Genomic DNA, 11,826 nt, shown 5'->3' on the forward strand with positions numbered 1-11,826 from the left:
AACCGGGCGCGAGGCGCGGCGACTCAGTTGGCGAGCCGGCCGACGGTCGCGACCGCGATCGTGGCGAAGCCCAGCGCGAGGTTCAGCGTGACCAGCCTGCGAATGCCGTCGAGGGCGGCGGCCGCCGCCTTGAGCTCGCCGGCGGCGAGCGCCGACTGCATCGCCGGATGCCTGCGCAGCCAGATCACCGCGAACACCGCGGTCATCACCACCGCGATCGCCGCCATCAGGTTCCAGGACAGCGGCGGCTTGCCGCCCGCCATCGAGAACTGCGCGAACATCGCGATGCCGCTGCCCCAGAGCAGAACCAGCGACCATGCGACGGCGGTGAAGAACCGCCCGAGCGCTGCCGACATGAACGGGAGCCGCTGCGGCGGCTCCAGCCTGGCGACCGCCGCCGGGCGCATGCAGAAATGCGCGAAGAACATGCCGCCGATCCAGACCACGACGGCGACCAGATGCGCCAACAGCCAGACTTCCCTCATCGTCGCTCCACCGTTTCGCCAGTGCCCGTGTTCGTCCGGGCAGGGATACCGGTTGATATCATAGGCCCGGCAACGACCCGGATCGGTGGAGCGCGAAGATGGCGGATCTCCAGAAGCAGTTCGAGCAGGCGGTGGCCGATTCCAAGGCCCTGACCGAGCGTCCCGACAACATGACGCTGCTGCGCCTGTACGCGCTCTACAAGCAGGCGAGCAGCGGCGACGTCGAGGGCGAGCGACCCGGCTTCACCGACATGGTCGGCCGCGCCAAGTGGGACGCCTGGGCCGCGCTGAAGGGAACCAGCGCGCCCGACGCGATGCAGCGTTACATCGCGCTGGTCGACGACCTGAAGGGCTGACGCCCCCGCCGACGCCGCCGCGCGTCCATCCGGGCCGCCCTGCCGTCGCGGCCGACTCCCGTCAAATCAGCCGGAAGGCCGCGATCGCCACCAGCGTGGGCACTGCCGCCGAGGCCAGCAGGCCCAGCGCGCTGATCTCCTCGTCCTCGAAGCGGCTCTTCAGGATCGAGTAGCCGGCCGGGTTCGGCGCGTTCGCGATCACCGTCAGGCCCCCGCCGGTCACCGCGCCGGCGACCAGCGCGTACTTGAACTCGTCGGTCAGCCCGCCGACCAGGGACCCGAGGTAGGTCAGCGCCGCGTTGTCGGTGATCGCGGTCAGCGCGGTGGCGCCGTAGTAGACGGCGGTGGGGCTCATCGACGACAGCAGCGGCTGCAGCCACCATTGCTGGTAGCCGCCCAGCACCACCAGGCCGGCCAGGAAGAATGCGACCAGCAGGCCCTCGCGCAGGATCAGGCGGTCCTGCCAGCGCGGATAGGCGCTGGCGATGCCCATGAAGAACAGGAAGAGCCCGACGAACACGACCGGATGGTGGGCGCCCAGCACCACGCCGACCAGGCACGCGAGGTGCACGAGCATCAGCGGCAGCGGCACGCCCTCGACCTTCTCGTCGCCCGCCAGCTTCAGGTTGCGCAGCTCGCGGGCGAACAGCAGGGTGACCCCGAGCGCGTTGACCACGACGGCCAGCGCCGATCGCCAGCCGAAGTGCGTGAGCATGAACCAGAGGTCCCAGTCCCACTTGCCGGCGACCATCAGCACCGGCGGCGCCGCGTACGGCGTCAGCGTGCCTCCGATCGAGACGTTGACGAACAGCACGCCGATCGTCGCGTACTTCAGCCGCGTCGACAGCATGCCGGTGGCGTAGTAGCGGTCGCGCAGCAGCAGCGCCGCCAGCGTCATCGCGGCCGGCTCGGTGATGAAGGAGCCGAGCAGCGGCACCAGCGACAGCGCGACGAAGTAGGTGGCCATCGGCCTGGGCATCGGCATGGCCCGCGAGGCGAGCGCCACGGAGCCCTGGGCGAAGCGCAGGATCGGGCGGCTCGCCGCCACGACCATGATCACGAACACGAACATCGGCTCGGTGAAGTTGCGCGAATCCAGGTACTCGAGCGCCCGGTGCGGGCCGCCGACGATCGCGATGAAGGCCACCAGCACCATCGCCCAGAAGCCGAACACGATCTCGACCTCGCCGAGCATGTGCAGCACGCCGGAGTGGGCGGGATGGCGATGGGCGAGCTTCTCGAAGAACTTCGCCGAGAAGGTGTGGACGAGCGCGACGGCGAACAGGACGGCGCCGACGATCTGCGCCGGGGTGGCTTCGGTCAAGATGGTCTCCGGCGAGCGCGCCCGCGCGTTCCTAGCTGAAGTAGTGGTCGAAGTTCTTCTGAAGCTGCTCTTCGATCCGCGGCCTGAAGGCCGACAGCAGGACGCCGAGCTCGGCCTCGAGCAGGATCTCCGCTTCGGCGACCGCCAGGGTTCCGGACACCCCGGCGCGCGAGAAGCTCAGGACGTCCCCGGCCCATTCGCACTGCAGCCCGTACTTCGCGGTCATCTCGTCGGCGACGCGCTGCACCGCCTGGCGCGCGCCGTCGAGACCGAGGACGTGGGGCCTCTGCAGGTGGATCTTCGACATCGCCGGTCCCTCCGTTCGCGTCAGCCGAGCGGCACCTGCGCCGGCATCGGCCTGCCTTCGAAGAAGGCGATCAGGTTGTCGGCCGCGAGCATGGCCATGCCGACCCGGGAACTGCGGGTCGCGCTGCCGATGTGCGGGGTCAGCACGACGCCGGGCGCGTCGAGCAGTTCGGGATTCAGCGCGGGCTCGTTCTCGTAGACGTCGAGCCCGGCCGCCGCGATGCGCCCCGCCTTCAGCGCGCGCGCGAGCGCAGCGTCGTCGACGATGCCGCCGCGCGCGATGTTGACCAGGGTGGCGGTGGGCTTCATCAGCGACAGCTCGCGCTCGCCGATCGTGTGGTGGGTGGCCTGCGAGTAGGGCAGGACCAGCACGACGTGGTCGGCGCGCGCCAGCAGCTCGTCGCGCTCAACGTACTGCGCGCCGACCTCGGCCTCGTTGGCCGCCCTGCTGCGGTTGCTGTAGAGCACGGTCATCTCGAAGCCGCGCGCGCGGCGGGCCACCGCGGAGCCGATGCGGCCCATGCCGATGATGCCGAGCGTGCTGCGGAACAGGTCGGCGCCGAGGAACTGGTCGAAGGCCCAGCGCTTCCACTGGCCGTCGCGCAGCCAGCGCTCGGACTCCGACACGCGCCGGGCGGCCGCCATCAGCAGCGTCCAGGCCATGTCGGCAGTGGCCTCGGTGAGCACCTCGGGCGTGTTGCCGACCGCGATGCCGCGCGCCTTGCAGGCGGCGAGGTCGATGTGGTTGTAGCCGACCGAACCGGTCGACACGACGCGCAGCTTCGGCGCGGCGTCGAGCAGCGCGCGGTCGACGCGGTCGGACGCGACGACGAACAGCGCGTCGCGGTCGGCGACGCGCGCCAGCAGGTCGGCCGCCGACCACTCGTCGTCGGCCTGATTGGACACGATGTCGAAATTCGCGTCGAGGCGCTCGAGCACCTCGGGGAAGATCCTGCGCGTGATCAGCAGCTTCGGCCTGGCGCCCATCGATCAGGCCTCCTCGACGATGACGACGTGGACCCGGTAAGGGCCGTGCGCGCCGAGCACGATCGTCTGCTCGATGTCGGCGGTGCGCGAGGGGCCGGACACCAGGTTCATCGCGCGCGGCGGCTGCCCGCGCTCGGAGCGCATCAGCGCGAAGCCGTCCTCGTAGTGCGGCACGATCCGCGAGGCGGGCACGATCGCGACGTGGGTCTCGGGCAGCAGGTGGGTGGCGGCCGGCGTGTCGGGGCCCGACAGCAGCATCAGCGTGCCGGTCTCGGCGATCGCGGCGAACGCGCCGGTGATGCCCACCTTGTCGTCGCCGCCGGGCGCGCGGGCCTCGACCGACAGCCCCGCCTGCGCCCAGGGCAGATCGCCGAGCGCGGGCCAGCAGACGGCAAGCTCGCCCAGTCCGCTCGCCCGCAGCCAGGCGGCGATCGCGGCGGGCGCATCGTCGGCCGCGCGCACCCGCTCGACCGTGCACATCATCCGCAGGGCCTGCGCCTCGAAGTGCGCGACCGTGTCGGCGCCGATCGAGGGCTGCGGCGCCACCGGATGGCTGGCGACCCAGGCCTCGGCCTCGTGGCGCTCCAGCGCGCCGACCGCCTCGGGGCGGCCCTGCGCCTTGCGGATGCGCGCGAGGATCGCGCCGCGCGCTTTCGAAGTGTCCATCGTCTCCCCCTCGGGCGAATGACCGGGGATTATAGTCACCGCCCGATCTCGAACACCTGCCTCAGGTAGTTCAGGTAGGCCGGGTCGTCGCACATCGTCTTCTCGGGCGTGTCCGACAGCTTGGCCACCGGCTGGCCGTTGCAGCGGACCATCTTGATGACGATCTGCAGCGGCTGGTAGCCGAGATCGTTGGTCAGGTTGGTGCCGATGCCGAACGACAGCCGGGCGCGGTCGCGGAAGCGCTGGTACAGCTCGACCATCAGCGGGAAGGTCAGCGCGTCGGAGAACACCAGCGTCTTGGTCTTCGGATCGACCCGGTTGGCCTCGTAGTGGCGGATCAGCCGCTCGCCCCAGTCGTAGGGGTCGCCGGAGTCGTGCCGCGCGCCGTCGAACAGCTTGCAGAAGTACATGTCGAAGTCGCGCAGGAAGGCGTCGAAGCCGTAGGTGTCCGACAGCGCGATCCCGAGGTCGCCGCGATACTCGCGCGCCCACATCTCGAAGGCGAAGGCCTGCGAGTCGCGCAGCCGCGGGCCGAGGGCCTGGCAGGCCTGCATGTACTCGTGTGCCATCGTGCCGAGCGGGATCAGGCCGTGCTTCATCGCGAACAGCACGTTCGAGGTGCCGGCCAGCTGCCCGTCGAGGCCCTTGGCGGCGGTCAGCAGCACTTCCTCGTGCCAGACGCGCGAGAAGCGCCGCCGGGTGCCGTAGTCGGCGATCTTCATGCCGGCCAGCTCGGGCCGCCCGGTGATCATCGCGACCTTCTCGTCGAGCCGGCGGCGGCCCTCCGCGTAGTCGGGCTCGGGCGCGAGGTTGCGGAACCAGACCTCGTTGACGATCGCCAGCACAGGAATCTCGAACAGGATCGTGTGCAGCCAGGGCCCGCGGATCGTGATCTCGATCTCGCCGTCGTCCTGCGCGGACGGCGCGATCGAGATGTACTTGCCGTTCATCTGGAACAGGCCGAGGAAATCGACGAAGTCGCTCTTGATGAAGCGCAGCCCGCGCAGGTAATCCAGCTCGGCCTCGCGAAAGCGCAGCGAGCACAGGTTCTGGATCTCCTCGACGATCTCGGGCACGTGCGGCCTGAGGTCGATCCCCGGGGTGCGGCACTTGAACCGGTACTCGGCCTGCGCGCCGGGGAAGTGATGCAGCACGACCTGCATCATCGTGAACTTGTACAGGTCGGTGTCGAGCAGCGAGGTGATGATCATCGGAATCGGCGCGATGCCGCTTTGCGGCGCATTCGGCGCCCGGCGGGCGCTCCCCCGTCGCGATGATACCCCCCGCCCGCGCCCGGACCGGCGCCCATTACTCGCGGCCCGGCGTGCGCGCGAGGCCCGGTCAGGACCGCCTCAGGCCGGCGGCGCCAGGTCGGCAGGGACGTCGACGTCGCTCACGCACCCCGGGTCGTCGCAGCGCACCCGCGCGAGCGCGTCGGGCGACTCGCGCAGCAGGGCCGCCGCCCCCGCCTCGTCGCCGATCGCGAGCAGCCGCGGCCGCAGCGAGGCCGCGAAGCCGACCGGATGGCCGGCCCGACCCGCCAGCGGATGCCCGGGCGGACCCTCGACGAAGGGCCTCGCGATCGCCGCGCCGGCCTCGAGCCGAGCCCGGACCGCAGCGTGCGTGGCGCGCGAAACGAAGGGCATGTCGCCGAGCGCGACCAGCCAGCCGAGCGAGGGCCGGGTCTCGCGCACGCCGCACTTCAGGGTCGCGCCCATGCCGAGCGCGGCCTCGGGGCAGCGCAGCAGCCGCACTGCCAGGCCCGCCAGCAGGCGCTCGGCCTCCTGCTGCCGCGCGCCGCAGACGACGACGATCTCGTCGGCCACGCCGACCAGTGCCTCGCAGGCGGCCCGCAGCACCGGCCTGCCGTCGGGCAGCGGCGCGGCCAGCTTCCAGGCGCGGCCGTCCGGGTCGAAGCGGCGTCCTTCCCCGGCCGCGAGCACCAGCGCGCAGACCTCGCTCATCGCCGCGACCGGGTCACGGCGCCGACGGCTTCGCGCGGATTCGCGAGACCGCGGCGTCGAGCCCGGTCCACGCCGGCGCACCGGGCGCGAACCGGGCGCGCATCCAGGCCGCGAGCGCGGCGACCTGGCGGTCGTCGAGACTGTCTGCAAAGCCGGGCATGAAGCCGAGCGCCGGCGTCGCCGGCTCGCGGATGCCCTCGAGGATCGTCCGCACCAGATTGTCCGGCCGGTCGCTGTGCAGGCTGGTGGCGAGCGCCAGCGGGATGTTGCGGCCGGTCTCGACCGGCGCGTCGCCGTCGTGGTGGCAGGCGCCGCAGGCCCGCTCGAACATCCGCTGCTCGGGCCCGCGCAGCAGCGCGGCCTGCGCCGTCGCGCGATCGACCGCCGCCTGCGCCGCGGCCGCCGCCTGCGGCATGCCGGCAGGCGTCGAGACCGAGGCCAGGTAGTGCGCGATCGCGCGGACGTCTTCGTCGGGCACTTGCGACAGCTCGCGCACCACCGCGGCCATCGGGCCGGCCGCGACGCCGTGACGGTCGCTGAAGCCTTCGCGCAGGTAGTCGTAGAGATCGCCCTCGGTCCAGGGCACCGGCGCGCGGCTGGCGGCGGTCAGCTCCGGCGCTTCCCAGCCGTCGATCACCGCGCCGGCGAGCCAGGCTTCGCCGCGCCGCTCGGCGCCCAGCGCGTTGCGCGGCGTGTGGCATGCGCCGCAGTGGCCGAGGCCGTTGACCAGGTACTCGCCGCGGTTCCACTGCGCGCTGCGCGCCGGGTCGGCCGCGACCGGGCCGGGGTCGAGGTACAGCGCGTTCCACAGCGCCATCAGCGGCCGCGCGCCGAACGGGAAGGCGAGCTTCGTGGCCGGCGGCTCGGCGCGCACCGCCGGCTGAGACATCAGGTAGGCGTACAGCGCGGTCAGGTCGTCGTCGGTGACCCGGGTGAACGCGGTGTACGGGAAGGCGGGATACAGGTGGCGGCCGTCGCGCGAGATCCCCTCGCGCATCGCGCGCTGGAAAGCGCTGAACGACCAGTTGCCGATGCCGGTCTCGGGATCGGGCGTCAGGTTGGTCGAATGCACGATGCCGAACGGCGTCTCCATCGCGCGCCCGCCGGCATTCGGCACGCCGCCCGGCGCGGTGTGGCACACGACGCAGTCGCCGGCCGCGGCGAGCTGGCGACCGCGCTCGATCACGGCGGCGGTCCAGATCGACGGATCGGGCCGGCTCACCGGCGCGATCGCGGGCTTCCATCCGAGCGCCGCGCCGCCGAGCGCGACCAGGCCCGCGGCGAGCGCGCCCAGCGTTCCCCACCAGCGCCGGCGCGGCTTCGGCGGATCGGCCCGCTCCGGGGGCGGCGGATTCAGCGCCGCGCGCACCACCTCGGGCGTGAACGGCGGCTTGCGAAAGCGCACGCCGGTCGCGTCGAAGATCGCGTTGGCGATCGCCGCGGTGCCCGGCACCGACGAGGACTCGCCGGCGCCCTGCGGCGGCTGGTCGGGCCGCGGCATCATCATCACCTCGATGACCGGCACCTCGCGGAAGCTGAGGATCGGGTAGCTGCCCCACTCCCGGCTCGCCACCGTGTTGGTCGCCGGGTCGATCCGCACCTGCTCCTTCAGCGCGCGGCTGGTGGTCTGCACGACGTTGCCGTGGATCTGGTGCTTCACCCCGGCCGGGTTGATCATCAGCCCCGCATCGTGGCCGACGACCACGCGGCTCACGTGCACGTCGCCGGTGACCCGGTTGACCTCGACGTCGGCGACCCAGGCAGCCCACGCGGCGCCGAAGCCGGGGAAGCGGCTGTGCACGTAGCGGGCGTAGGCGAAGCCCTGCCCCTTCAGGATGTCGCCCTCGGGCGGCCTGAGCATCGGGCGGTCGTGCGGCACCCAGCCGGCCCGGTCGGCGGTCGCCCGGATCAGCTCGGCCGCCCGCGGGTCGTCGAGGTGGCGCAGCCGGAACTCGACCGGGTCGACGCCCGCGGCGGTGGCCAGTTCGTCGACGAAGGACTCGTGCGCGAAGGAGTTGGGCAGCGCCGACACGCCGCGCAGCCACGACGCGCGCAGGATCGGCGCCATGTCGTCGATCGACACGCGCAGGTTGTCGTAGCGATAGGGCGGCACCGAGGTCCGGTCGCCCATCTCGTAGGCGACCGGCTCGGGCGGCACCGCGCCGGTCAGCAGCAGCGCGAGCGTGACCGCGCCGTTGGACGGGTAGGCGGTTCGGAAGTCGTAGCCGGCCACGGTGCCGTCGGCGTTCAGCCCGCCCGACACGTCCATCAGCTGGGCCGCGCCCTTCGGCTCCCACAAATGCTCCTGCTCGCGCGTGAGCTGCACCCGCACCGGCCGGCCGACCGCCTTCGACAGCAGCGCCGCGTCGGCCGCGACGTCGTCGGCGCAGTTTCGGCCGTAGCAGCCCGAGGCCTCCATCCGGATCAGGTCGATCGACGTCTCGGGCAGGCCGGTGAGCTTCGCCAGGTCCGCGCGCAGCGCGTGCGGATACTGGGTCCCGGCCCAGACCGTCATCCGGTCGCCGCGCCAATCGGCCAGCGCGCACGAAGGCCCTATCGACGCGTGCATCTGGTAGGGCCAGACGTAGGTGCGCTGCATCGTGACCGCCGCGCCGGCGAGCGCAGCGTCGACGTCGCCGCGCTCGGCCACGACCCGGCGCTTCGACGGGTTGTCGCGGATCGCCTGCTCGAGGTCCGAGAGCTGCGGCAGCGCCGGCCAAGGCTTCCAGCCGAGCTTCAGCTCGCGCATCGCGCGTTCGGCCTGCTCCTCGCGCTCGGCCACCACGCCGACGAAATCGCGGACCACGACGACGGCGACGATTCCCGGAATGTGCGCGATCGAGGACTCGTCGACCGACTCGAGCGAATTGCCGATGAAGGGCCCGTGGTCGGCGCCCGACCAGGGCGGCCGCACGACGCGGCCGTGCAGCATGCCCGGCACCCGCACGTCGTGCACGAATACGGTCTCGCCGGTGGCCTTGGCAGGGATGTCGACCCGCGGCACCGGCTGGCCGACGATCCGGTAGGCCTCGGGCGGCTTGACCCCGACCTCGGCGGCCAGCATCAGCTCGACGTGACGGCCGGCGACCAGCTCGCCGTAGCCGATCGCACGCGACGGATCGCCGGCCACACGCACCGTGCCGTCCTCGACCGCGAGCGCGTCGGGCGCCACGCCGAGCCGCACTGCCGCCTCGTCGACCAGCCAGGCCCTCGCCTGGGCCGCGGCCTTGCGCAGCGGCACCGCGTGGATCTGGATCGAGGCGCTGGCGATCGTGGCGCCCTGGTTCGGCGCCCGGGTCGTGTCGCCGAGCACCATCTCGACGCGGTCGAGCGCCACGTCGAGCTCCTCGGCGGCGATCTGCGCGAGCGCCGTTCGGATGCCGGTGCCGAGGTCGACGTGGCCGTTCAGCGCGGTGACGCTGCCGTCGTCCCAGACCGCGACCAGGATCTCGGGCCCTTCGGCCGGATTGCCGGGCACCGCCGGCGGCTGTCCCGGCGCCGGCGGTGGCGGCGGCGGCGGGTCGCGCATCACCAGCAGCACGCCGGCGGCCGCGCGGAAGTCGGCGCGGCTCAGCGCCTGCGCGGCGCGCCGGGTCATCGCAGCGGCTCCTGGGCATCGGCGAGCAGCTTCGCCGCCAGCCCGACCGCCGCGAGGATCTCGAGGTGCGTGCCGCAGCGGCACAGGTTGTGCGACAGCGCGTCGCGCACCTGCGCCTCGGTGGGAGCGGGGTTCCGGGCGAGCAGCGCCACCGTGCTCATGATCATGCCGTTCAGGCAGTAGCCGCACTGCGCGGCCTGCGCCTCGATGAAGGCGCGCTGGACCGGGTGCGGCGCCTCGCGGCTGCCGAGCCCCTCGAGCGTGGTCACGCTGCGCCCGGCCACGCCGCTCACCGGCATCACGCAGGCACGCGCCGCCCGGCCGTCGACCAGCACGGTGCAGGCGCCGCACTGCCCGAGGCCGCAGCCGTACTTCGGGCCGTTCAGACCGAGGTCGTTTCGCAGCACCGCCAGCAGCGGCGCATCGGCCGGCACCTGCAGCGCGTGCCGGCGGCCGTTGACCGTGAGCTCGATCGGTTCGCCGTTCGCTGTCATCGCCCGTGGCGCGCCGACGCGCCCTACACCGACAGGTAGGCGCGGCGCACTTCCTCGTTGTCGGAGAGCTCCTGCATCGTCGCCTCGTAGCGGATCTGCCCCTTCTCCAGGACGTAGGCGCGATCGGACACGATCTCGGCGAAGTGCATGTTCTGCTCCGACAGCAGGATGCTGACGCCCTGGGCCTTGAGCTCCAGGATCATCTGCGCCATCTGCTCGACGATGACCGGCGCGACGCCCTCGGAGGGCTCGTCCAGCAGCACGAGATAGGGGTTGCCCATCAGCGTGCGCGCCACGGTGAGCATCTGCTGCTCGCCGCCGCTCATCCGGCCGCCGGGGCGATCCGGCATCTCGCCGAGGTTCGGGAAGAGTTCGAACAGCTTGCCGGGCGTCCAGGAAGGCGCGGCGGCGCCGTCGGGCCAGCGCCGGGGCGGCTGCCTGCCCACCTCGAGGTTCTCGGTGACGGTCAGGTCGGTGAAGATCCGCCGGTCCTCGGGCACGAAGCCCAGCCCGGCCGATGCGACCTGGTGGGACTCCGCGTTCGAGATGTCGCGCCCCATGAACGCGAGCCGGCCGCGCCGGCGCGGCACCATGCCCATGATCGCCTTGAGCGTGGTCGACTTGCCCGCGCCGTTGCGGCCCATCAGCGCGACGACCTCGCCCCGGCTTACGTTCAGCGACACGTCGAACAGGATGCGCGCGCCGCCGTACCAGGCCGACAGCCCGTCGACCTCGAGCAGCGACCCGTCCTGCGGCGAATGGCGCTGCGCGACCCGTTCGCTCCGCTCGATCCGCGCGTCCACTGCACCCCCCTCCCCGCTGCCGAGGCTCATCGGATCGCCTCGCTCGCGACGCTCGCCGGCCCGGCGCCCTGCCCGGCCGCCGGACGCTTCTTCTCGAAGGTCTTGCCGGAACCGAAATAGACCTCCTGCACCTTCGGATGGTCGCGGATCTCGGCCGGCTGCCCCTCCGCGATCAACCGGCCGCGCGCCAGCACGATCATCCGGTCGGCATAGGCGAAGACGACGTCCATGCTGTGCTCGGTGAACAGCACCGCCATGTCGCGCTCGACCACCAGGCGCTTGGTGAGCGCCATCAGGTCGTTGCGCTCCTTCGGCGCCATGCCGGCGGTCGGCTCGTCCATCAGCAGCAGCTTCGGCGCGTTGGCCATCGCGATCGCCAGCTCGACCCGCTTGACGTCGCCGTAAGCGAGCACGCTGCAGGGCCGGTCGGCCTGCGCGGCCATGCCGACCTGGTCGAGCAGTTCGATCGCCTCGGCGCGGCGGTGCCGCGCGCCGCGCGCCCACATCGAGTAGAGCCGCCGGTCCGCCGACATCAGCGCCATCTGCACGTTCTCGACCGCGGTCAGCGAGGAGAAGGTCTCGGCGATCTGGAAGGTCCGGCCCACGCCGAGCCGCCAGATCTCGCGCGGCTTCAGCCCGATCAGCTCGGTGCCGTCGAGCCGGATCGAGCCCGAGTCGGCGCGCAGCTGGCCGTTGACCATGTTGAAGGTGGTGGACTTGCCGGCGCCGTTCGGCCCGATCAGCGCAAGCAGCTCGCCCCGGGCGAGCTCGAAGTCGATGCCGTCGACCGCGCGCACGCCGCCGAAGGACTTGCCCAGCCCGGTGACTTTCAGCAGGCTCATT

The 11,826-nt window shown here is 72.2% G+C and carries 12 protein-coding genes; 1 reads left to right on the top strand and 11 read right to left on the bottom strand.

The window, feature by feature from the left end:
* Nucleotides 1–23 precede the first annotated feature (23 nt).
* Nucleotides 24–485, bottom strand: a complete 462-nt coding sequence (locus M6I34_RS16625) for a hypothetical protein (protein ID WP_272486928.1) — start codon at nucleotides 483–485, stop codon at nucleotides 24–26.
* A gap of 98 nt (nucleotides 486–583) precedes the next feature.
* On the opposite strand from M6I34_RS16625, the gene M6I34_RS16630 reads away from it, so the two are divergent.
* The gene (locus tag M6I34_RS16630; protein ID WP_272486929.1) at nucleotides 584–841 is read left to right on the top strand and encodes an acyl-CoA-binding protein; all 258 of its coding nucleotides are present in this window, start codon (nucleotides 584–586) and stop codon (nucleotides 839–841) included.
* A 61-nt stretch (nucleotides 842–902) separates the two neighbouring features.
* On the opposite strand, the gene M6I34_RS16635 is transcribed toward M6I34_RS16630, so the two are convergent.
* The 10 genes from M6I34_RS16635 to M6I34_RS16680 all read right to left on the bottom strand — a co-directional run bounded on the left by M6I34_RS16635 (nucleotide 903) and on the right by M6I34_RS16680 (nucleotide 11,825).
* Nucleotides 903–2,165: a putative Na+/H+ antiporter gene (locus M6I34_RS16635; RefSeq protein ID WP_272486930.1), complete on the bottom strand. Its 1,263-nt coding sequence runs from the start codon at nucleotides 2,163–2,165 to the stop codon at nucleotides 903–905.
* A gap of 31 nt (nucleotides 2,166–2,196) precedes the next feature.
* Nucleotides 2,197–2,472 carry a polyhydroxyalkanoic acid system family protein gene (locus tag M6I34_RS16640; protein ID WP_272486931.1) on the bottom strand — a complete coding sequence of 92 codons (276 nt, stop codon included), beginning with the start codon at nucleotides 2,470–2,472 and terminating at the stop codon, nucleotides 2,197–2,199.
* Between the two features lie 20 nt (nucleotides 2,473–2,492).
* The gene (locus tag M6I34_RS16645; protein WP_272486932.1) at nucleotides 2,493–3,458 is read right to left on the bottom strand and encodes a 2-hydroxyacid dehydrogenase; all 966 of its coding nucleotides are present in this window, start codon (nucleotides 3,456–3,458) and stop codon (nucleotides 2,493–2,495) included.
* Between the two features lie 3 nt (nucleotides 3,459–3,461).
* Nucleotides 3,462–4,124, bottom strand: a complete 663-nt coding sequence (locus M6I34_RS16650) for a LutC/YkgG family protein (RefSeq protein ID WP_272486933.1) — start codon at nucleotides 4,122–4,124, stop codon at nucleotides 3,462–3,464.
* A 35-nt stretch (nucleotides 4,125–4,159) separates the two neighbouring features.
* The gene (pncB, locus tag M6I34_RS16655; protein ID WP_272486934.1) at nucleotides 4,160–5,335 is read right to left on the bottom strand and encodes a nicotinate phosphoribosyltransferase; all 1,176 of its coding nucleotides are present in this window, start codon (nucleotides 5,333–5,335) and stop codon (nucleotides 4,160–4,162) included.
* 141 nt (nucleotides 5,336–5,476) lie between these two features.
* A complete protein-coding gene (locus tag M6I34_RS16660) occupies nucleotides 5,477–6,088 on the bottom strand; it encodes a nucleotidyltransferase family protein (RefSeq protein WP_272486935.1) in 612 nt (203 codons plus the stop codon).
* Between the two features lie 13 nt (nucleotides 6,089–6,101).
* The gene (locus M6I34_RS16665) at nucleotides 6,102–9,686 is read right to left on the bottom strand and encodes a molybdopterin cofactor-binding domain-containing protein (RefSeq protein ID WP_272486936.1); all 3,585 of its coding nucleotides are present in this window, start codon (nucleotides 9,684–9,686) and stop codon (nucleotides 6,102–6,104) included.
* On the bottom strand, nucleotides 9,683–10,180 hold the full coding sequence (locus M6I34_RS16670; protein ID WP_272486937.1) for a (2Fe-2S)-binding protein: 498 nt from the start codon (nucleotides 10,178–10,180) through the stop codon (nucleotides 9,683–9,685). Before M6I34_RS16670 ends, M6I34_RS16665 begins: the two co-directional genes overlap by 4 nt.
* A gap of 23 nt (nucleotides 10,181–10,203) precedes the next feature.
* On the bottom strand, nucleotides 10,204–11,013 hold the full coding sequence (locus M6I34_RS16675) for an ABC transporter ATP-binding protein (protein WP_272486938.1): 810 nt from the start codon (nucleotides 11,011–11,013) through the stop codon (nucleotides 10,204–10,206).
* Nucleotides 11,010–11,825, bottom strand: a complete 816-nt coding sequence (locus M6I34_RS16680) for an ABC transporter ATP-binding protein (protein ID WP_272486939.1) — start codon at nucleotides 11,823–11,825, stop codon at nucleotides 11,010–11,012. The genes M6I34_RS16675 and M6I34_RS16680 overlap by 4 nt, the downstream gene beginning before the upstream one ends.
* Nucleotide 11,826: the final 1 nt, after the last annotated feature.

The sequence above is a fragment of the Zeimonas sediminis genome, assembly GCF_023721795.1.
Lineage (GTDB): Bacteria > Pseudomonadota > Gammaproteobacteria > Burkholderiales > Burkholderiaceae_E > Zeimonas > Zeimonas sediminis.

Excerpts from the sequence above, each read along its gene's own strand:
- M6I34_RS16625 (WP_272486928.1), bottom strand. The coding sequence starts at position 485 with ATGAGGGAAGTCTGGCTGTTGGCGCATCTGGTCGCCGTCGTGGTCTGG.
- M6I34_RS16630 (WP_272486929.1), top strand. The coding sequence starts at position 584 with ATGGCGGATCTCCAGAAGCAGTTCGAGCAGGCGGTGGCCGATTCCAAG.
- M6I34_RS16640 (WP_272486931.1), bottom strand. The coding sequence starts at position 2,472 with ATGTCGAAGATCCACCTGCAGAGGCCCCACGTCCTCGGTCTCGACGGC.
- M6I34_RS16645 (WP_272486932.1), bottom strand. The coding sequence starts at position 3,458 with ATGGGCGCCAGGCCGAAGCTGCTGATCACGCGCAGGATCTTCCCCGAG.
- M6I34_RS16650 (WP_272486933.1), bottom strand. The coding sequence starts at position 4,124 with ATGGACACTTCGAAAGCGCGCGGCGCGATCCTCGCGCGCATCCGCAAG.
- pncB (WP_272486934.1), bottom strand. The coding sequence starts at position 5,335 with ATGATCATCACCTCGCTGCTCGACACCGACCTGTACAAGTTCACGATG.
- M6I34_RS16660 (WP_272486935.1), bottom strand. The coding sequence starts at position 6,088 with ATGAGCGAGGTCTGCGCGCTGGTGCTCGCGGCCGGGGAAGGACGCCGC.
- M6I34_RS16665 (WP_272486936.1), bottom strand. The coding sequence starts at position 9,686 with ATGACCCGGCGCGCCGCGCAGGCGCTGAGCCGCGCCGACTTCCGCGCG.
- M6I34_RS16670 (WP_272486937.1), bottom strand. The coding sequence starts at position 10,180 with ATGACAGCGAACGGCGAACCGATCGAGCTCACGGTCAACGGCCGCCGG.
- M6I34_RS16675 (WP_272486938.1), bottom strand. The coding sequence starts at position 11,013 with ATGAGCCTCGGCAGCGGGGAGGGGGGTGCAGTGGACGCGCGGATCGAG.
- M6I34_RS16680 (WP_272486939.1), bottom strand. The coding sequence starts at position 11,825 with ATGAGCCTGCTGAAAGTCACCGGGCTGGGCAAGTCCTTCGGCGGCGTG.